The organism is Paenibacillus sophorae, from assembly GCF_018966525.1.
GTDB lineage: Bacteria > Bacillota > Bacilli > Paenibacillales > Paenibacillaceae > Paenibacillus_AQ > Paenibacillus_AQ sophorae.
This window is the reverse complement of sequence record NZ_CP076607.1, coordinates 1,498,448-1,517,228: the sequence shown is the minus strand read 5'-3', so window position 1 is coordinate 1,517,228 and position 18,781 is coordinate 1,498,448. Positions and strand designations below refer to the sequence as shown.

The 18,781-nt window shown below is 51.1% G+C and carries 20 protein-coding genes; 5 read left to right on the top strand and 15 right to left on the bottom strand.

From position 1 onward, the window contains the following. Positions 1–38: 38 nt before the first annotated feature. Positions 39–881, top strand: coding sequence for a nitroreductase family protein (locus KP014_RS07125; protein ID WP_051499556.1), 843 nt, complete (start codon positions 39–41; stop codon positions 879–881). Positions 882–939: 58 nt separating this feature from the next. Here the strand turns inward: KP014_RS07125 and KP014_RS07120 are convergent, their stop codons facing one another. The 14 genes from KP014_RS07120 to KP014_RS07055 form a co-directional block, all read right to left on the bottom strand. Further along, positions 940–1,584 (bottom strand): RraA family protein, encoded by a 645-nt coding sequence (locus tag KP014_RS07120; RefSeq protein WP_036590874.1) that lies wholly within the window; start codon positions 1,582–1,584, stop codon positions 940–942. 14 nt (positions 1,585–1,598) lie between these two features. Next, positions 1,599–2,429 carry an alpha/beta hydrolase gene (locus tag KP014_RS07115; protein ID WP_036590875.1) on the bottom strand — a complete coding sequence of 277 codons (831 nt, stop codon included), beginning with the start codon at positions 2,427–2,429 and terminating at the stop codon, positions 1,599–1,601. A 25-nt stretch (positions 2,430–2,454) separates the two neighbouring features. Further along, a complete protein-coding gene (locus KP014_RS07110; RefSeq protein ID WP_036590910.1) occupies positions 2,455–3,420 on the bottom strand; it encodes an ABC transporter ATP-binding protein in 966 nt (321 codons plus the stop codon). A gap of 5 nt (positions 3,421–3,425) precedes the next feature. After that, on the bottom strand, positions 3,426–4,400 hold the full coding sequence (locus KP014_RS07105; protein WP_036590876.1) for an ABC transporter ATP-binding protein: 975 nt from the start codon (positions 4,398–4,400) through the stop codon (positions 3,426–3,428). Between the two features lie 28 nt (positions 4,401–4,428). Beyond that, positions 4,429–5,304, bottom strand: a complete 876-nt coding sequence (gene nikC / locus KP014_RS07100) for a nickel transporter permease (RefSeq protein WP_090834423.1) — start codon at positions 5,302–5,304, stop codon at positions 4,429–4,431. Between the two features lie 39 nt (positions 5,305–5,343). Further along, positions 5,344–6,264 carry a nickel ABC transporter permease gene (nikB, locus tag KP014_RS07095; RefSeq protein ID WP_036590879.1) on the bottom strand — a complete coding sequence of 307 codons (921 nt, stop codon included), beginning with the start codon at positions 6,262–6,264 and terminating at the stop codon, positions 5,344–5,346. Positions 6,265–6,293: 29 nt separating this feature from the next. Next, positions 6,294–7,856: an ABC transporter substrate-binding protein gene (locus tag KP014_RS07090; protein WP_036590880.1), complete on the bottom strand. Its 1,563-nt coding sequence runs from the start codon at positions 7,854–7,856 to the stop codon at positions 6,294–6,296. Between the two features lie 51 nt (positions 7,857–7,907). Beyond that, entirely contained in the window at positions 7,908–8,690 is a 783-nt protein-coding gene (locus KP014_RS07085) for an HpcH/HpaI aldolase family protein (RefSeq protein ID WP_051499558.1), read from the bottom strand. A 20-nt stretch (positions 8,691–8,710) separates the two neighbouring features. Next, positions 8,711–9,529, bottom strand: coding sequence for a carbon-nitrogen hydrolase family protein (locus KP014_RS07080; protein WP_036590881.1), 819 nt, complete (start codon positions 9,527–9,529; stop codon positions 8,711–8,713). Positions 9,530–9,556: 27 nt separating this feature from the next. Further along, the gene (locus KP014_RS07075) at positions 9,557–10,183 is read right to left on the bottom strand and encodes a GntR family transcriptional regulator (protein WP_051499560.1); all 627 of its coding nucleotides are present in this window, start codon (positions 10,181–10,183) and stop codon (positions 9,557–9,559) included. 117 nt (positions 10,184–10,300) lie between these two features. Next, entirely contained in the window at positions 10,301–11,203 is a 903-nt protein-coding gene (locus KP014_RS07070; RefSeq protein WP_036590882.1) for an acetamidase/formamidase family protein, read from the bottom strand. Positions 11,204–11,219: 16 nt separating this feature from the next. Next, positions 11,220–11,921, bottom strand: coding sequence for an ethanolamine ammonia-lyase subunit EutC (eutC, locus tag KP014_RS07065; RefSeq protein WP_036590884.1), 702 nt, complete (start codon positions 11,919–11,921; stop codon positions 11,220–11,222). Positions 11,922–11,943: 22 nt separating this feature from the next. Then, a complete protein-coding gene (locus KP014_RS07060) occupies positions 11,944–13,308 on the bottom strand; it encodes an ethanolamine ammonia-lyase subunit EutB (protein ID WP_036590887.1) in 1,365 nt (454 codons plus the stop codon). Between the two features lie 24 nt (positions 13,309–13,332). Further along, positions 13,333–14,778, bottom strand: coding sequence for an ethanolamine ammonia-lyase reactivating factor EutA (locus tag KP014_RS07055; RefSeq protein ID WP_036590888.1), 1,446 nt, complete (start codon positions 14,776–14,778; stop codon positions 13,333–13,335). Positions 14,779–14,999: 221 nt separating this feature from the next. Between KP014_RS07055 and KP014_RS07050 the strand changes: the two genes are divergently transcribed. From KP014_RS07050 to KP014_RS07035, 4 genes are all read left to right on the top strand, one after another. Further along, positions 15,000–15,374, top strand: a complete 375-nt coding sequence (locus tag KP014_RS07050; protein WP_036590890.1) for a MerR family transcriptional regulator — start codon at positions 15,000–15,002, stop codon at positions 15,372–15,374. Beyond that, the gene (locus tag KP014_RS29215) at positions 15,316–16,161 is read left to right on the top strand and encodes a carboxymuconolactone decarboxylase family protein (protein ID WP_090834401.1); all 846 of its coding nucleotides are present in this window, start codon (positions 15,316–15,318) and stop codon (positions 16,159–16,161) included. Before KP014_RS07050 ends, KP014_RS29215 begins: the two co-directional genes overlap by 59 nt. A gap of 111 nt (positions 16,162–16,272) precedes the next feature. After that, positions 16,273–16,926 (top strand): MtnX-like HAD-IB family phosphatase, encoded by a 654-nt coding sequence (locus tag KP014_RS07040; protein ID WP_036590892.1) that lies wholly within the window; start codon positions 16,273–16,275, stop codon positions 16,924–16,926. Beyond that, positions 16,923–17,987 (top strand): iron-containing alcohol dehydrogenase family protein, encoded by a 1,065-nt coding sequence (locus KP014_RS07035; RefSeq protein WP_036590894.1) that lies wholly within the window; start codon positions 16,923–16,925, stop codon positions 17,985–17,987. The genes KP014_RS07040 and KP014_RS07035 overlap by 4 nt, the downstream gene beginning before the upstream one ends. A gap of 171 nt (positions 17,988–18,158) precedes the next feature. On the opposite strand, the gene KP014_RS07030 is transcribed toward KP014_RS07035, so the two are convergent. After that, positions 18,159–18,671: a hypothetical protein gene (locus KP014_RS07030; RefSeq protein ID WP_216700471.1), complete on the bottom strand. Its 513-nt coding sequence runs from the start codon at positions 18,669–18,671 to the stop codon at positions 18,159–18,161. Positions 18,672–18,781: the final 110 nt, after the last annotated feature.

The following is an 18,781-nucleotide window of genomic DNA, read 5'->3' as shown; positions in this document are numbered from 1 at the left end:
AAGTAGGAAAGAGAAGATAGCGATCGGGGAGGATAAACATGAATTTGATAACTGTAGATCAAGCGAAATGTGCGAAGTGCGGGATTTGTATAAGCGAGTGTCCGGAGCAGGCATTGAAGCTTGGAGAAAATGGTCCGGAAGAAGTTTACCCGCAAAACTGTATTGCCTGCGGCCATTGTGTAGCGGTCTGTCCCAGAGAAGCTATTGATAACAAGAAAACACCGCTTGCTGATCAAACGAGCTCAAGAAAGCTGCCAAAATTAAGCCCGGAGGAGGCGGAAAACTTCCTTCGTACAAGACGTTCCATCCGGTCTTATAAAGCCGCTCCCGTTCCAAGAGAACAGCTAATACAGCTTGTTAATATTGCGCATTATGCCCCTACCGGAAGCAATCTGCAGGGCGTGTCCTATAAAATAATAGACAATAGGGATGTCATTAACCGGGCTGTTGCAATTGCAGTGGAAGGATTGGAAAGTGATGCCCAGCTCAGTCGGGGAAGAGATAACTTTTTCAAACCTTATCATGAGCAAGGTATCGACACTATTTTACGGGGAGCCCCCGCTCTTGTTCTCGCCATTGCTGATGAGGATTTTCCAAGAGGAAGAGAAAACTCCATTCTTTCATTGGCCTATTTGGAGCTATATGCGCCAACGCTTGGATTAGGTTCATGTTGGGCTGGAATATTTGAGAAGATTGCTCTTAAGGATCATTCCCCCATGCTGAAATTATTCAATATTCCTGAAGGGAAGAAAATAACAGGCGCCGTTATGGTAGGCTACGCCAAGTATCGTTATCCAAGATTAGTGGATAGAAACCCGTTAGAAGTTAGTTTTTATGAGTCGGATGCTGGAGATATTCCGCTAGTTCCGTCCGCAAACTAAGCTTTAATGGGACATGCGAAGCCATATGCCGACCTCCCGTTATATGGCTTCGCATCACTCAAAACCATTGGTCAGCTCCGCTTATCGAAGCCAGCGTAATACCTTCGTTTAATTTTCGCTTCAACTCGGTTTCGGCATTCTGGATTTCAATGGCTTTCAGGCCATACTTCATGGCATCGTTCGGATCGATCACGAACACTCCATCGTCATCGGCCGCAATCAGGTCACCCGGACGTACAGCGACTCCGCACACACTGATGACCGTATTGATTTCTCCCTCAAGCCCCAAAATCCGTGTCGTTAAGGGACTTACGCCGAGCGAAAACACGGGAAGCTGCAGTTCGAGAATCTCCTGAACATCATTGACGCAGCCTGCTACAATCACACCGGCCAGCTTCTTGGCCTTGGCGATATAGGAGCAAATTCCTCCCCAGCAGGAACGATCCGTGTCACCGGACATGTCGATCACAAGCACATCGCCCGGCATGACGATATCCAGCGCTTTATGTACGGCGGAAGAATCCATATGGGGAATGCGGACGGTTACCGCATTGCCCACGAAGCGTATAGGCCGAAACAGCGGCTGCAAACCTTTCAAAAAACCGAAATCGGTCATGTGGCCGATGGTCGAAGGCATCACCTGCTCATAAACGGATAACAGGTCCGGGGTGACGCCCTGAACTCTCGGATTTAATCGAAACATTGAACCCGCTCCTTTCAAAATGCTTCAAGCCTGCTCAACACTTCTCCAAAAAATCGTTGAACAGGCTCAAACAGCTTCATCCCTTCATGGGAGACCCCTTGCACTTCATCGTACCGGACCGAAATCCCCTTCTCGACCATACCGTCTCTCAACGTTCGAATCCGCTCCAAGCGGCTGCTTCCCGCAGCATCCACGCCTTCGAGCCAGAACGGATTTTCAGCTCCGGTTTTCAGGACCATGTTATCCTCGCTTCCAATCACCAACTGGACGGGTACCTTACGCAACAGCTCTTCATTGATTTCCTTGCCGAATCGTACAGCGGCTCCCCGTGTCCCTACAAACCAGTCCCTCGTTTCATCCAATAAAGTAACATTGCCTGGAGAAGCGACTGAAACACCATGTAAACGTTCAGGATGAAGATAATAGAACCGGTGAACGAACTGGGCTCCGCCGGAAAATCCGAAGAGCAAAAACTTATCGCAGGCCACACCGTATTTGCCGGAAAACTCCTTGATCATAGCGAGCAAAATCTCATCATATCGAATCTCGTGAGATTCGATAAATTTGTAAGCATTCAATTCTTCCGGGTCGATAATCCCCGCCGGAAATAAAGGAGCCAATATGATGGCTCCGGTTGCCTCGGCAAACTCCTTGAATCCGTCTCTATATTTCTGTGCAGTACGGTCTGTACCGTGTATTAAGACAACAAACGGATGGTTCCCGGGTTGCTCGCCGTCATAACAATCGGGAACGTAAGCGCAATAGGAGAAGCGTTGGTCGAATTGACAAGCGTATAATGTCGTCGCTCCTTTTTGCAGCCAAGGCTGCCTGAATAACGGATTCATGCTGAGTTGTCATCCTCCCCTGCTTTTAATTGTACAAATGACAGGCAACGTAACGTCCATCCACTTGCCTCAATACCGGCTTGTCCGTCTTGCATATCGCCATGCATTCGCTGCATCTTGGGTGGAACGTACAGCCCGCAGGCGGATTGGCCGGACTCGGCACATCCCCTTGCAGCACAATTCTCTCCTTCTTGATTAACGGACTCGGAGTCGGCACAGCCGACAATAAAGCCTGGGTATACGGATGCTTGGGGGAATCGAACAGTTCCCGCTTATCCGCCAGCTCCACCAATCGTCCCAAATACATCACGCCGATCCGATTGCTGATATGCTTCACCACACTCAAATCATGAGCAATAAATAAATAGGTCAAATGAAATTGCTCCTGCAGATCCTGCATAAGATTGATGACCTGGGATTGGATCGACACGTCCAGGGCGGAGACCGGCTCGTCGGCGACAATCAGCATGGGGTTTAACGCCAGCGCCCTGGCAATCCCGATCCGCTGCCGTTGCCCGCCGCTGAATTCATGCACATACCGCTTGGCATGGTAGCTGCTTAAGCCTACAGTATTCAGCAGTTCCTCGACTCGCCGTGTTTTTTCCTTACCTTGGGCAACATTGTGGATCTCCAGCGGCTCGGCGATAATATCGAAGACGGTGAGGCGGGGATCGAGGGAAGCATACGGGTCCTGAAATACCATCTGCATATCCTTGCGGACCTTTCTGAGCTCGGCTGGAGGCAGTCCCACGAGATTTCTCCCCTGATAATAGACCTGTCCCTCTGTCGGATGGAGCAGTTGGAGAAGCGTTCTCCCCGTTGTCGATTTTCCGCAGCCGCTTTCCCCTACTAATCCGAGCGTTTCTCCCTTATAAATCGTAAAATCCAATCCGTCAACCGCTCTTACATGGCCTACAGTCCGGCCCAAGATCCCCTTTTTAATCGGGAAATACTTTTTTAAATTTCTGATCTCAAGCAAAGGCTGCTTCATTGTGATCATTCCTCTCCCTCGGATGCATGGAGCCAGCATCTTGTGAAGTGTCCCTGCCCAATTTCCGTAAGCTCCGGCGCTTGTCTGCGGCAGACATCCATCGCGAATTCGCAGCGGGGAGCAAAATAGCACCCTTCCCGCAAGCTGCCGGGAATCGGTACGCTTCCCTTGATGGAATAGAGCCGCTTCTCCTCCGAGTCCAGCGTCGGCATCGACTTCATCAGCCCTTGCGTATACGGATGTTTCGGCTCGGTAAAGAGCGTAATAACGTCGCTTTCTTCAACGACCTTGCCGCCGTACATGACCACCACGCGGTCACACATTTCCGCCACAACACCAAGGTCATGCGTAATGAGCAGGATCGCCGTACCGTGCGCTGATTTCAGTTCTTTCATCAAATTCAGGATTTGCGCCTGAATCGTTACATCCAGCGCAGTCGTCGGTTCATCGGCAATCAGCAGCTTGGGATTGCACGCCATGGCCATCGCAATCATCACCCTCTGCCTCATCCCTCCGGATAAACGATGGGGATACTCGTCGACGATCTGTTCCGGTCTCGGGATACCGACCAGCTTCAGCATCTCAATGGACCGGGCTCTGGCCTGCTTCTTGCTGTACTTTAAATGAATCCGAACCGCTTCTCCAATCTGCTGCCCGACCGTAAATACCGGATTCAGCGAGGTCATCGGCTCCTGAAAGATCATCGCCATTTCATTGCCCCGGACATCCTGCATTTGCTGCTCGGATAGAGTGAGCAGATCTTTGCCGTCAAACAGAATGGAGCCTTCCATCACTTTACCCGGGGTTAATCGCATCGCCGTTAAGGAGGTGACGCTTTTTCCGGAGCCGGACTCTCCGACAACGCCTACGGTCTGCCCTTCGCGGATGGTGATATCCACACCGTCAACGGCCGGGACCACCCCTTCATCCGTATAAAAATAGGTCTTCAGCCCTTTTATCGTTAGCAGTTCACGTTCCAAAGTTTCCCCTCCCCCAAGTGTACGGCATTTACAGCTTCATTTTCGGATCGAGCGCGTCCCGAATCCCGTCACCCAGCATATTAAAGGCAAGGACCATGAACATAATTGCCAAGCCGGGTATCGTGCTGACATGAGGATCGGATCTTAAATAATCCCTTCCCGAGCTCAGCATCGCCCCCAGCTCAGGCGTCGGCGGCTGGGCGCCCATTCCGAGAAAGCTTAGTCCGGAGGCTGTAAGAATGGCCGTCGCTATACGCATCGTGGACAATACGATAATCGGTGCAATGCTGTTCGGAATCACATGCTTGAATATGATGCGCACATGGCCGGACCCCATCGATTTCGCCGCCTCGATATATTCCTTGTTATTTACGGACATGACCGAGCTGCGGGAAATCCTCGCAAAGGCGGGAATCGAGAAGATGCCGATCGCGATCATCACATTCACCATGCCCGGACCCAATACACTGACAATAGCGAGTGCAAGCAGGAAGCTTGGAAACGCCATAAATACATCCATCACCCGCATAATCAAGATGTCGGCTTTTCCGCCGAAATAACCCGAAATTGTGCCGAGAGCCACACCGAATACGATGGAAATCAGCACCCCGACAACTCCAACCATCAAGGAGATTTGCGCTCCGTAAATGACCCGCGATAAAATGTCCCGGCCGTATTCATCCGTCCCGAACGGATGGCTTAACGAAGGCGGGTTCAATATGATCTGCATATTTTGCGCAATCGGATCATACGGCGCTAACCATCTCGCGAAAATCGCGATACATACAAAGATGATAACCATCCATAATCCTACGATGGCGCGTTTATTTTTTTTGAACCTCTGAATCATCAATGTCCACGGCGAGCGCCGATGATATACCGTGTCCTCTGTTTCTCGGCTCATCAGAAGGATTGAGGTCTTACTCATTGCGTACGCTCCCTTCTACTCATACCTGATTCTGGGGTCTACTGCGCTGTAACACAGGTCAACTAAGAGATTAACAACGACGAAGATCGTAGCGACGAACAAAATGCAGCCCTGAACAGCCGGATAATCCCGAAACTCGATGGATTGGATAATGAACCGGCCAAGTCCGTTCATCGAGAATACCGTCTCCGTCAGAACGGCGCCGCCGAGCAAAGTGCCGAACTCCAGGCCTATGATCGTAATGATCGGAATGAGCGCATTTTTCAATGTGTGCTTGTAGATGACCAGTCTTTCCTTGACCCCCTTGGCGCGCGCGGTACGGATAAAATCTTGATGAATAACCTCCAGAATGCTGGAACGGGTTAACCTCGCCAGAACTCCGGAGGAGGACAAGCCCAAGACGACGGACGGAAGAATGAAATGCTGGAGCCCGCTGCTTCCTCCGGAAGGAAGCAGGGGCAAATAGTAGGAGAACAACAGAATGAGCATCGTTCCGAACCAGAACACCGGCATCGATATGCCGAACAGCGAGAACATCATCGTAACATTATCCCTTATGCTATTCGGCTTCGTAGCGGATAGGATTCCGGCAAACAGACCGACGATAACCATAATGATAACGGAGAACACCGTCAGCAGGATCGTATTAGGAAACCTCGTCATAATTTCCTGCAGGACCGGTCTCTCAGATTGCAGCGACTCGCCCAGATTACCCTGGAGCAAATTGGACACGTAGCTGAAATACTGCTCGTATAACGGCCGGTCCAGACCCAGACGTTCCTTGACGCTCTGCACCTGCTCCTCGGTCGCATCAACTCCCGCAATTAAATGCGCCGGGTCCCCCGGAACCGAATGGATGATGATGAAACAGAGGAGAGATACGCCGAACAAGGTCGGAATCATTTGCAGCACACGCTTTACGACATAGCTTAACAAAAGGATTCCTCCTTACGATTCATTTTCGTTCAATTCTTGACCGCCTTGCGCAAATCATAGATATAAGTTGGGAGGAAGGTGATTCCTTCGACCTTCTTGGACATTCCGTAGCGTGCCATATCCTCATGGAGGAAAATCCATGGCGCATCTTCCTTGACCAGCTCCAGCACCTTCGCGTAGCTCTCCAGACGCTGCGTCTGGTCAAATTGCGCTTGCCCTGCAAGTATCAATTTGTCGACTTCCGGATTGTTGTAATGGGCATAATTTGTAGCGCTGGTCGATAAGAGGGCGTCCCGGAACAAGGGGTCGGCATCGCCGGTAGTCGCAAGCGCCCCTCTAACGAACAAATCGTATTTGCTGGGGTCTTTAAGCGTCTCTAAATAGGTGCCGAGCTCCAGTGTTTGCAGCTCAACATTAAACCCTAATTGCTGCAGACTGTTCTGAACAAATTCGGCGGCCGGTTTGTCTTGAACGACATTTGCGGCCAGAATTAATCTGAACTTGTAATTTCCCGGTACAACTCCCGCGTCTTTCAGCATTTGCTTCGCTTTGTCCATATCAAAAGGATAAGAGCCTACATTGCTGTACCCGATTGTTCTCGACGCGATGGCGGAGGTGGCAACGGTAACCCGGCCGTCATACAGCTTGTTCACCAGCGTTTCTTTATCCATCGCATAGTTCAGCGCCTGACGCACCGCCGGTTGATCAAAAGGCTTGACCGTCGTATTGAACCCGATGTACGCGATCCGGTTGGCCTTGATCGGATTGATGACCAACTCACTGTTCTGACTCAGCCGTTCGATTTCCGTAATCGGAACACCTTCCATCAGGTCGGATTCCCCATTTTCAAGCATAATTACGCGGGAGGCGGTTTCGGGAACATTTTTGAAGGTAACGCTGCTGACTCCGGGCGCTCCGGCCCAATAATCCTTATTGGCTTCAAGCACGACCGCATCTCCGGTCACAAATTCTTTTAATTTGAACGGGCCGGTTCCAACCGGGTTTTTGGCAATTCCCTCTTCGTTCTCTTTAATGGACTTGGGACTGAGAATACTGCTGGCAACGGAAGCCAGGTTCCCAAGGAAGGCTCCCTGCGGGGCTTTTAAATGGAAGACAACCTCCGTCTCCCCGTTCGTAGTAATGTTATCGATAAATGAGCCTACCAGCGAATGCTGACTCAAATTTTTCCCTTCGTCGGCAACCCGTTCGAAGTTGGCTTTTACCGCTTCCGCGTTAAAAGGAGTACCATCGGTAAAGGTGATCCCCGTATTAAGCTCGAAGGTCCAGGTTTTGCCGTCCTCCGAGGTTGTCCAGCTTTTGGCCAATTGAGGAACAACCTCCATCTTCTCATTGAAGGTAACAAGCCTGTCGTAGATTTGATAATTGATAAGGCTGGAAATGGTATCGGTCGTATCTTGAGGATCGAAGCCGACAGGGTCTCCTTTTAACGTGATAACCAGTCCCTTGGCTTCTGTTTCCGTTTTCGTCGCGGTCTCATTCGCCGCCCCTTGATTCGAACCGCACGCAGACAAGAGTAAAGACAACACAATCAACATAAGTCCCACTGCTTTCCCAGCCTGATTCCATCGCATACTTATTTTCCTCCTTAGGTTTGGTCATATGAACAGCAAGACATCCTTGGCCTACATCATGGACAATCTTTCATTTCGCTTCACATCGTACAGATGGGAGGTCATGGCCCGGCTGAAGAGGAGCGTATCAATCGGCGGAACTGTAAAATAATTAGCCCCCCACCCGGAATACCTGTCCACCTCCTCCGCCGTAAACGCCGGAATACCGATGCCAAGCCCGGCCTCGCGGGTCGTTCTGACAATTTCTTCGATGGCCTCCATGACGATGGGATGATCGAATTGCTCTTGGTAGCCAAGCGAGGAAGCCAAGTCCGCAGGACCGACAAAGAGCAAATCCAGTCCGGCGACACTGACAATATCGTCCAGATTGGTTAAAGCCGATTCATCTTCAATCATGCCGATCACGGTGACCCGTTCGTTTTGCCGTTTAATATGCTGCAGGAAAGGGGTTGTGCCATACTGCGCGGTTCTTGAGGAGCCATCGAGTCCCCGGGAGCCGATCGGACGGTATTTTGCCGTGCCGACGATTCGCTCGGCTTGTTCCCGCGTTGTGAGATGAGGAACCATGATGGCGTCGGCTCCCGCTTCGAGCACACGCAGCATGGCGCCATAGTCATTCTGAGGGGTTCGGACCACAGAGGACACCTGAACGCACTCTGCGGCCCGAATCATATGCTCCACCAGCCCGAAGTCCATCGTCGTATGCTCCATATCAATGATGGCAAAATCATACCCGGCATGTCCGAGCATCTCCACGACGGCAGGGTCCTTCAGCGTTACGATCATGCCATAAGCGGACTGTTGATCGTACAGCAGCTTGCTCAGTTTATTCATAGAAGTTGCTCCTTCCGGGATCAAATCATTGCTGCATACAGCTCGGGTCTTCGCTGTTCATACGATGGGAGCTTGGAACGCACACTTCCGATTCGGGACAGGTCAATTTCGCATGCGATAAGCGCCTCCGTCTCCGGACCGGCGGCCATCAGGACGCCCATCGGATCTGCAACAAGACTTTGTCCGCTGTAGAAATCGCTCACCTGGTTGCAGGCAACCATGAACACCGTATTTTCCAATGCCCGAACCGTTATCAAGTGGCTCCAATGATGCTCCTTCATCGGCCCGCGGACCCAGCCGGAAGGGACAATAATGATTTCCGCCCCCCTGGCCGCCTGGTAGCGGGCAATCTCGGGGAAGCGCAGCTCGTAACAGACGAACAATCCTAGCTTTCCAAAAGGGGTTTGAATCGGCTCGAAGAGACTGTCGCCGGGCATAATCGTGTCGGATTCCTTAAGCCCGAACGCATCGTATAGATGGGTCTTTCGGTACGATCCGGCGATCGAGCCGTCGCTTGAAACAATGACCACCGTGTTGTACACCCGGTCCGACTTTCTCTCATCGACCAGTTCCTTCATTCCGAATATCAACCATGTGCCGTTCTCGGCCGCCAGCTTCCTCATGTTAGTGACAAACGGGCCTTCCAATGTCTCGGCGTCATCCACGATGACATGCTTTGGAGTATGCGCGGGGAAGAAGCTCATAAAAACTTCCGGGAAAACGACCATCTGGGCTGAGTAGTCACGAACGGCTTCGCTGACTGCCAATACCGCTTTTTCATAATTCACGTGCTTATCCGATGTCGATTCCAATTGCGCCATGACTACACGAAATTTCATCGCTTCGCCCTCCTGTCGTTTCAAGCGTTACAGCTTCCCTTTTTCCAAATGCTCCACCAAATGTTGAACCGCAGCGGGAATATCCTTTTGAATAATCGCGTTCAAAATGGTTCTGTGCTCTTCTATAAAGGTCTGCAGCACATCCGGCTGATTTTTGAGCCATTTTCCGGCCCGGACCGTGAACTGCCGCTCCCTCGCCTGTCGGTACATCTTGATGAATTGCGAGTTCCCGACGATTTCCAGCAGGTAGTGATGGAACAGCGCATCCTTCTCAACCAGATCGGCAAAATCTCCTGCCCGGTAAGCTTCTTCCTGCATGCCGATGATGCGGGTAAGCTCCTTAATGTCGTTATCATTAATACGATTGGCCGCTTGCTTCAGCGAATACGTCTCAATGGCGATCCTCATATCGATCAACTCGTTGCGTTCCTCTACGGACAACTCCGTGAAGACGATGCCCCGATTCGGCAATATTTTCAGGAAGCCTTCGTACTGAAGCCGGTTTAATGCTTCGCGAATCGGGGTTCGGCTCATGCTTAATTCCTGAACCAGAGTATTTTCCGATGTATATTCTTCATCTCCCCGGATCATTTTTTCTTTGATTTTGTCGTATGCGGTGTCTTTCAAAAGAACTTTCTCACTTTTCTCTATCAACAGAATCTCACCCTTTGCGGCATGCGGGCTTGCATGCGTTACTTGTATACTAAGTTGTATACAGGATTAATATAAAATAAACTCCTTTACTTTTCAATATGGTATTTAAAATTTTATCTATTTGAGCAAGTCAGGCATTCCTTCCAGCTTAGGTACTCTTACACGAACAACCGTCTCTACCGGACACGGCTTACAGCATTGACTCATTTGCACGTCGCCAACCGCCCCCATCAGCAAATAGGCATCCGTCGGCGTCAGCTCCCAGCGCTGAACAATCATGTTCTGCATGTCTTCGCTCGTTTTCCGGATCGCCGCCATGACATCATGATCACTTGAGACGGCATACCAGGAATCCTTCGTTTCGACTACAGGAGCGGCAAGCTGCTCGCCCTTCAGGACGGTTAAGCGAATCTCGACTTCTCCGGCAATTTCGACTCCGGTTCCGCACATTTCTCCGTCGCCCATAGAGGCATGGAGATCGCCAAGCCCGAACAAAGCGCCGGGAACGAATACGGGCAGATACACGCTCGATCCTTCAGCGATGCAGCTCGAGTCCAAATTCCCGCCATGCTGCCCGGGATGCCCGCAGGCGACTTCGCCGCCAGGCGGAGCCACGCCTATGACCCCAACCATCGGGGTGCACTCGAACTGAATCTTTTCGGAGAACTGCACACGCCTTCCTTCTTTGATCTGCACCGTCTTCGACCGGATTTCCGAATGGTGAATTAACGTCCCAATGTCCGGAAGCGTCGTGATAACGCCTTGGGCGTCGAGCGAAATGCGGATAATCTCCGCTCTCAATACGTCTCCCGGCAGCGCGCCTTCCACGAAGATCGGTCCGGTCGCCGGATTGATTTTTCCATAGTCGATGGAAGTCACGAGATCCTGATCACCCCGGATTTGTCCGGAGAAGCAGTCGTTCGTCCGCAAAACAACGCGGTCTCCGCTCTGGACGGTCAACACCGGCGCGTGATTGCTTGAGAAACTGAATACGAATTGGTCACGCTCCACAACATGCATACGCATTCCCCCTCTTTTAGAAAAAGTTCGTGCCGCTCGTTTGACGCTCCAGCATACCCTTGAGCATCGTGCCGATATGCGCCGCCGCCTCCAGCGGAGGTGTCCCGCCCGGATGGATGTTGGAGATGACATTCCGGTCGGATTCGATCGTGCCTTTGCGGGGTTTGTAGCACATATAAGCGCTCATGGATTGGGCGGTTACCAGCCCGGGCCGTTCTCCGATCAGGAGAACCAGCGCATCCGGCTGCAGCACCTCCCCGATGTGGTCCATGCAGGCGACTCTCCCCCCTTTCACATAAAATGAGGTTCCCGGGTTCAGATCATTGACTCTCAAGGAATCGAGCAGGGCAGGATACACATCGAGGATGTTCGCGGTAATCGCATCGGCACTTAAGCCGTCCGACACGACAATCTGGATTTGCGGCTGTTTGACGCATCTCTCGCGAATGACCGCCATGCCCTCGTCTGTAATGATTCGTCCAAGATCCGGGCGTTTCAAATAGGTTTCCTTGTTCCCGTAACAGGTCTCCACTGTAAACAATCCGAGCTGCCGCAGGATCGATTCGTCCACTTCCCCGTAAACAGCATCCACAGCGGCGGCATGATCTCTCCGGAATTGCAGCATCGTATGGGTTAGCGGCCTGGCTCCCGCACGCCCTACCCCAATGCGCGCCGGAGTACTCTTCATTAACGCCTCCAATTTCTCGCGATCTTCCATGCTGCACCTCCGTAAATGTATTTCACCCCATAAAGAGGGTTGGATCGCCGGCCGCATCCGTCAGCTTGCCATTTTCCATAATGCCCATCTTAACAAGCCATTGTTCGAACGCCGGCGCAGGCCGTAAACCAAAGGTTTCCCGCAGGGCAGCGAGATCGTGGAAGCTGAGGGACTGGTAATTGAGCATACAATCATCCGCCATCGCCACTCCGATGAGGAAATTGACGCCCGCCGATGTCAGCAGCACGCCCAGGTTCTCCATATCGTTCTGCTCCGCCTTCATGTGGTTCGTATAGCATACGTCCACACCCATCGGTAGCCCGTGCATTTTTCCCATAAAATGGTCTTCCAATCCGGCACGAATGACCTGCTTGCTGTCGTACAGGTATTCCGGTCCGATAAAACCGACAACCGTGTTAACGAGGAACGGCTTGTATTTTCGGGCCAGCCCGTAGCATCTCGATTCGAGCGTCACTTGATCAATTCTGAAATGAGCGCAGGAGGACAGCTCAGAGCCTTGCCCGGTTTCAAAATACCAGTGATTCGGCCCCTGTGAAGCGCCCTTCAACCGCATCAGCTCATCCGCTTCGTCCAGCAGCCGGATATTTACGCCGAAGCCTTTATTGCCTTGTTCGGTTCCGGCCAAGCTTTGGAATAACAGATCCATAGGAGCCCCTTGTTCGATCGCTCTCATTTGGGTCGTTACATGCGCAAGGACACAATTCTGGGTCGGAATGCTCCACCGGTCCATCACTTCTTTAGTTGCGGACAAAATCGCCCGGACGCTCTCTGCTGAATCGATCACCGGGTTGATCCCAATGACCGCATCTCCGACGCCGTAGCTGAGCGCTTCGTACGTAGCGGCCAAAATGCCGGGAATGCTGTCCGAAGGATGATTCGGCTGCGCCCTTGTGGCCAGCACGCCCCGCTGCCCGATTTCGGTGTTGCACCGGGTAATCGTGCGGATTTTGGAAGCCGCCGTAATCAAATCGAGATTGGACATCACTTTGGCGACGGCAGCAATCATTTCACTGGTCATGCCGGAACCGATTCGCTTCAGATCATCCGGCCCGGCCTTATGGGACAAGATATACTCGCGAAGCTCGGCGATGCTCCAGTTCCGAATCCCGTTATACACCGTCTCGTCGATCGCCTCTTCAATCACCCGCGACACTTCATCTTCTTCGGGCGGCAGCAGCGGATCACTTCTTATTTCACTCAGCGTCAAGTCGGCCAGCACAAACTTGGCGGCGATCCGTTCACGGGCATCCGCTGCTCCGATTCCGGCCAACTGGTCGCCCGACTTCTCCTCATTCGCTTTGGCCAGAATTTCTTTGAGACTGTTAAAATGGTAGGTGTACCCGAGCATTGTCATGCTCTTGATCATCCGGTCACCTCCTTTCCCCATCGGTTATGAAAATGCCAATGTCTTAATCACAACAGGAACGAGAAAGCCGGGCAGCGGTTCCCCGATATCGATGTAGTCGCCGCGCTCCACCCGAATTTGATCGATACATACGATGCCCAGACGCTTCCCGCAGCGGATCGATAAAGCCTGGCCCAGCGCTTTGGCCATGTCATGCTCGCAGACGACGACCATCATTTTCGCGCTGGAAAAATGAGCGGTAAACGTGTCCAGCAGCGTCTGGGCAACCATCTGCATTGCAGCGTACGAATGGATGACTTCTCCGCTTAAAGCGATGGCGCAGGGAGCTTCGGCTTCCGGCAGAGCGTACCGGGAGGCCTCAAGCATGGCCTCATCTGCCGCCCGGCTCCAGTCCTCAATCGGCATCCCGGTGTATTCCAGATGGAGGACCGGGAGATTGCGGAGCGGCAGCACAGACGGATCGATATGTACGGTGGAACCGCTGATTTCCACGCTTTGCATACCGGCTCCGATGACGGTCGCTCGTACGGTTTGATCGGAAGTGACAATCCGGAACGGCCATTTGTCTGCTTGCTGCCGCAGCGAGCAGGCCAGAAGCGGTCCAATGTCTCCGTACCTGGAAATAGCATCCATGGACTCCGGGACTTCCCGATTTGCCATTAAGGTGCTGATCCCGCCGGAAATCATGAGTTCGTCAATTCCCGGCAACGGTCCGGCGGGCGGCAATCCGGCGATCAGGTGCCGAAAAGAAGGATCAACAGGTTCCTTGGCCAAGTATGCCAACATTTCGCTGCACATTGCGGAAGCAATCGCTCTGAACTGATCCGGCGTCGTCTTCCTGCCTGCCGCCAGCGGAATCTGTCGTTCCTGCAGCCATTTCAGCATATGCGGAGAAACCGAATGAACGTGACCCTGCTCATCGAGTCTGATCAACCGCCCCCCGACATGGAAGGTAACGGTGCCGATCGCTCTCCCTGCCCGAAAATAAGCGACATTCGCCGTACCGCCCCCGATATCGACATTCGCCACAACTCCCGGAAAGTCCCTGGATCGTTGTTCGGCACCGGACCCTTTGCCGGCCAGCAGCCCTTCCAGATCCGCTCCGGCGGCAGCTACGACGAAATCCCCGGAACGCTCCGCCAGGTAATGCACGACCCGCCGGGCATTCGTCTTGGTTGCCGTTTCTCCAGTAATGATGACGGCTCCCGACTTCACCTCCGATAAGCTCAAACCGATGTGATCATATTCGCGCCGCAAAATCCGGGCAACTTCATCCATATCGATTTCATCTTGGGACAGCAGCGGCGTAGAGTAAATGGGACTTGCATAATGCAGCTCCCGTTCTACAATTTCATAGCGGGGTAAATGGAACGCCCCCGATACCCGCCCGAGCCGAAGCCTGCTGACAATCAGTTTCGTCGTGCTGGTTCCTATGTCGATGCCGACACTTGTAAACGAAAGCTCATCCATCCATTGCCCCTTCCCCATCTTGAATCCCAACCTGTATACAAGTTCTATGACGTCATTATAAAACAGGAATTTGTATTATTCAATAAAATTTTAATTAATTTTCAGAAAAGATTTCAGAGATCATGATTAGGCATATGTAAAATTTATGCAGCCAAATATGGGGAAATACCGGATCAGGGTTCTATTGACTTAGAGCGCACTCCAAGATGTAATATGGCTCTATGGAAGAAAATTTGAACATTCAAGACATTTCAACCCTTACCGGAATCACCGCACATACCTTGCGTTACTACGAGAAGAACGGTCTGATCCATTCTATAACCAGGGGGTCGAACGGTCACCGCCAATATTCGGCTGCCGATTTGGCATGGATTCGTTTTCTGGTAAGGCTTCGCACCACAGGAATGAGCATTAGGCAAATGCAGCAGATCGCCGAGCTGCGGAGACAAGGACCCGCTTCAACCAAAGAAAGGAGGATTCTGCTGGAAGCCCACAAGAACAGGTTAGCGGAGCAGATTGAGAGGCTTCAAGAGCATTATGAAGTTATTAACGAAAAAATTGAGATTTACCGTCAATGGGAATCAGAAAATTTATAATGGAGGCAACAAAGCGATGAACTCATCATATGAGAACGGAATAAAGCTTTTTCAAGAAACAGATGAAGCAGGTATCCAAGGAGTTATAAATGGTTTAAGTGGTACAGCTCCCCACATCAGCAGATACATTGTTGAATTTTTCGGGCAAGTATTCAGCAGTCCTGTACTCACCTATCAACAAAGGGAAACGATCGTAATCTCAGCATTGACCTCATTAGGCGATACTCCAAATCAACTTAAATGGCACATGAACTTCGGCCTGAAAGTTGGGATCACCCCGAACGAAATTATAGAAATTGCTACCCATTGCATTCCGTTTTGCGGCTTTCCCCGTGCATTAAATGCTGTTCAGGTTGCGAAACAGCTTTTTGCCGAACAAAATATCGAAGTAAACATCGAGGACGAGCTGCTCAATCATATAGACGAACGGCGGGAAAGAGGCTTAGCCAAACTTCAAGAAATCGACGGCGCACATGGCGAAGCAGTTGCTGATTCACTCGCCGATATCGCTCCCTTGTTAGCTGAACAAATCATCGAATTTGCATTTGGTGAAATATACAGCCGTTCGGCACTAAGCTCTAAACAACGCCAGCTTGTCACGTTAGGAGCCTTGACCGCTCAAGGCGGATGCGAACCGCAGCTGCACGTTCATCTCAATGCTGCAATTCGTGTAGGTCTAACGAAACAAGAAGTGATTGAAGCACTGCTGCAATGCTCTCCATACACCGGATTCCCCAAAGTATTGAACGCTATAACCGTTGCGAAAAAAATCTTCATATCGGAATAATTAATCCGGCCCCCTACCCTTGTTTCTGAAATGGACATTCCTTTAAATAATTAAAAAAAGTATGGTAATCTTAAATTGTGAAATACTTTTATTCCTGGGGGGTCCATTAAAATGAAACCATTTGCTTTTCTCTCCGACTTTGACGGCACGCTTTCGCAGCGGGATTTTTACCACTTGATGATTGACCGTTTTTTTCCGGAATGGGGACATCAATTTTACCAGGACTGGAAGAAAACAAAGAAGATTGATGTGGAGTTCCTTAACCATATTTTCGGCAAGCTTAATCTTACCGAAGAGCAGCTACTGGATGAGATCCGTAAAATCCCGCTCACTCCGGGGGCGATTGATTTTGTTCATGAGGTTCAAGCGCGCGGGGGAGATTTTTATATCGTAAGCGCGGGTACGTCATGGTATATCGAGCGGCTTATGCAGGCGCTGGAAATCCCGAATGTAACGGTCATTTCCATGCCGGCCGTACACGAGAACGGCGCGCTGCGGATTGTTCCAGACACCGCAAACCCTTTTTTCTCGAAGGTTTTCGGGCTGGATAAACGCAAGGTGCTTGAGGATATCCGGGGGCGCTATCGAACGGTTTTATTTGCCGGCGACAGCGAACCGGACCTTGAAGCGGCCAAAGCGGCCGACATCGCTTTTGCCCGCGGCGAGCTGCACAATCTGCTAACGCAGGACGGAGTCAGTCATGTGCCGGTTGAAAATTATCATGCCATTTCAGGCTATCTGAACGAAAACGGGTGGCCTGAATGAAGCGCCAAGCCCACGAAGTAGCAATCCCTGTGCTCCTAGAGGTTGGGGACCAGGTTCTTTCCCATTTTGGGGAGCTGCTCAGCAAGGCCGGGTTCTCGCGCATTGTGCTCTGCTTTGGCGAAGGCATTCGCCCTTTATGTGAGCCGCAAATTATTAAATCCTTGACGGAGCAAGCGCAGCTTGAAGTTCTGGACAACCGGGATGTTCTGGACAACAGCCTCGAATCTATTGCCAGTATCGCCTTTACACTTCCTGCTCGTACAGAAGCCATTGTCGGTATCGGGGGAGGAAAGGGTCTGGATATTGCGAAATATATCGCGTTTTTAAACGGTCTGCCGTTTATCAGCGTGCCGACTTCGGTCGCCCATGACGGCTTTGCAAGTTCCGGCTGTTCCCTTTATGTCCAGGGCCGCCGCACGTCGGTTCCCGCCCGGATGCCTTACGGCATTTTGGTCGATCTTGGACTTGTCCGGAATTCGCCTATTCAATTTCTTTACAGCGGACTGGGCGACATCCTCTCCAAAATCCCGGCGATTTTCGACTGGCGGTTTGAGGAATCGCTTGGCGCCACCCGCGTGAACGACTTCGCGGTGATGATGGCCAAAAAATCGGTGAACAGCATTGTGCGCATGCCCTACACCGATATTCGCGAGTTCTTTTTTATTAAAGAGATTGTGGATTCCCTTACGCTTTCCGGGATTGCCATGGAGATTGCCGGAAGCAGCGCGCCCGCAAGCGGCAGCGAGCACCTGATTTCCCATGCCCTGGACCAGATTATGGAGCGCCCGCAGCTTCACGGGATTCAGGTGGGCGTAGCCGCTTACCTGATGTGTCTCGTGCAGGAGCACCGGGTGGAGCGGGTTCGCAAATTCCTCGGCGAAACCGGATTCTTCGATTTCGTCGCGACGCTCGGGATGAAGCGGGAGGATTTCGAACGGGCGATTGACTTGGCCCCATCCATCAAGCCGTCCCGCCGGACCTATCTGCATCTGCCGGAGATGCGGGAGAAGGCACTGCACCTGCTTCGCAGCGATGAAACGCTGGGGCGGATTTTGACTTGATAAAAGATGTATGTCTAAGGTATTTCGACTCCGTCACCCGCCGCTGCCCGCTTGGTTTGCTCTCCACCGCCACAATTCGCGCCGGAGGGGTCGCTCTTTTAGAGCGGAAGCGACGCAAACAGACGCTAGGCTAATCTGCCTCCGAGCGTCTTCTTTTTGTTTGAATTATCGCTATTTACTGGCGTTCAAGCCAAACTTGACCGCATCTTCATAACTTTTAACTCTCTTCACCGTAAAATACTTCATGAATTCTTTCGTCCACATATCCATCTCTTCTTCTATTTCGTTCACTTCATTCATGATGAATGCAACATATTTGCAATCTGTATTTGACATAGCCGGAAGCAGTACAGAAAATCCCCATTCTACATCTTCAGGTTCATCTTCAAATCCGTTTCTCGCATCTACAACAAAATTACTGCCCGGATATTTCTTAAGCAATTCCAAAGCGAATGATGTTGGGGTTCTATAGTCATCATAGCAGCAAAATTTTTTCCATGTAAGAAATACTAAATTGTCTTCCGACACATATTTTACATTACAAAATTCCGAATCAAATTCATTGTTCTCTATATTCATACCCATAACCCCTCTCTGATTTGAATTAATTCCTATCATACCTAACCAGAAGTCATCATGTATATGAATGTTGCCAGAAGTTAAGTTTGAAGTATCATCCATCATAACAGTTCAGGTTCACGCTGCATTGAAATTTGTACTGTGACATTATCAAGGACATACTTCAACATAATTGTGAAATACTTCACAATTAATTAAGGTTGATGGTATACTTA

What these genes read in the sequence shown, in the direction of transcription:
- KP014_RS07125 (WP_051499556.1), top strand. Translation starts at nt 39, where the DNA reads ATGAATTTGATAACTGTAGATCAAGCGAAATGTGCGAAGTGCGGGATT.
- KP014_RS07120 (WP_036590874.1), bottom strand. Translation starts at nt 1,584, where the DNA reads ATGTTTCGATTAAATCCGAGAGTTCAGGGCGTCACCCCGGACCTGTTA.
- KP014_RS07115 (WP_036590875.1), bottom strand. Translation starts at nt 2,429, where the DNA reads ATGAATCCGTTATTCAGGCAGCCTTGGCTGCAAAAAGGAGCGACGACA.
- KP014_RS07110 (WP_036590910.1), bottom strand. Translation starts at nt 3,420, where the DNA reads ATGAAGCAGCCTTTGCTTGAGATCAGAAATTTAAAAAAGTATTTCCCG.
- nikC (WP_090834423.1), bottom strand. Translation starts at nt 5,304, where the DNA reads ATGAGCCGAGAAACAGAGGACACGGTATATCATCGGCGCTCGCCGTGG.
- KP014_RS07090 (WP_036590880.1), bottom strand. Translation starts at nt 7,856, where the DNA reads ATGCGATGGAATCAGGCTGGGAAAGCAGTGGGACTTATGTTGATTGTG.
- KP014_RS07085 (WP_051499558.1), bottom strand. Translation starts at nt 8,690, where the DNA reads ATGAATAAACTGAGCAAGCTGCTGTACGATCAACAGTCCGCTTATGGC.
- KP014_RS07080 (WP_036590881.1), bottom strand. Translation starts at nt 9,529, where the DNA reads ATGAAATTTCGTGTAGTCATGGCGCAATTGGAATCGACATCGGATAAG.
- KP014_RS07070 (WP_036590882.1), bottom strand. Translation starts at nt 11,203, where the DNA reads ATGCATGTTGTGGAGCGTGACCAATTCGTATTCAGTTTCTCAAGCAAT.
- eutC (WP_036590884.1), bottom strand. Translation starts at nt 11,921, where the DNA reads ATGGAAGATCGCGAGAAATTGGAGGCGTTAATGAAGAGTACTCCGGCG.
- KP014_RS07060 (WP_036590887.1), bottom strand. Translation starts at nt 13,308, where the DNA reads ATGATCAAGAGCATGACAATGCTCGGGTACACCTACCATTTTAACAGT.
- KP014_RS07055 (WP_036590888.1), bottom strand. Translation starts at nt 14,778, where the DNA reads ATGGATGAGCTTTCGTTTACAAGTGTCGGCATCGACATAGGAACCAGC.
- KP014_RS07050 (WP_036590890.1), top strand. Translation starts at nt 15,000, where the DNA reads ATGGAAGAAAATTTGAACATTCAAGACATTTCAACCCTTACCGGAATC.
- KP014_RS29215 (WP_090834401.1), top strand. Translation starts at nt 15,316, where the DNA reads ATGAAGTTATTAACGAAAAAATTGAGATTTACCGTCAATGGGAATCAG.
- KP014_RS07040 (WP_036590892.1), top strand. Translation starts at nt 16,273, where the DNA reads ATGAAACCATTTGCTTTTCTCTCCGACTTTGACGGCACGCTTTCGCAG.
- KP014_RS07035 (WP_036590894.1), top strand. Translation starts at nt 16,923, where the DNA reads ATGAAGCGCCAAGCCCACGAAGTAGCAATCCCTGTGCTCCTAGAGGTT.
- KP014_RS07030 (WP_216700471.1), bottom strand. Translation starts at nt 18,671, where the DNA reads ATGATGGATGATACTTCAAACTTAACTTCTGGCAACATTCATATACAT.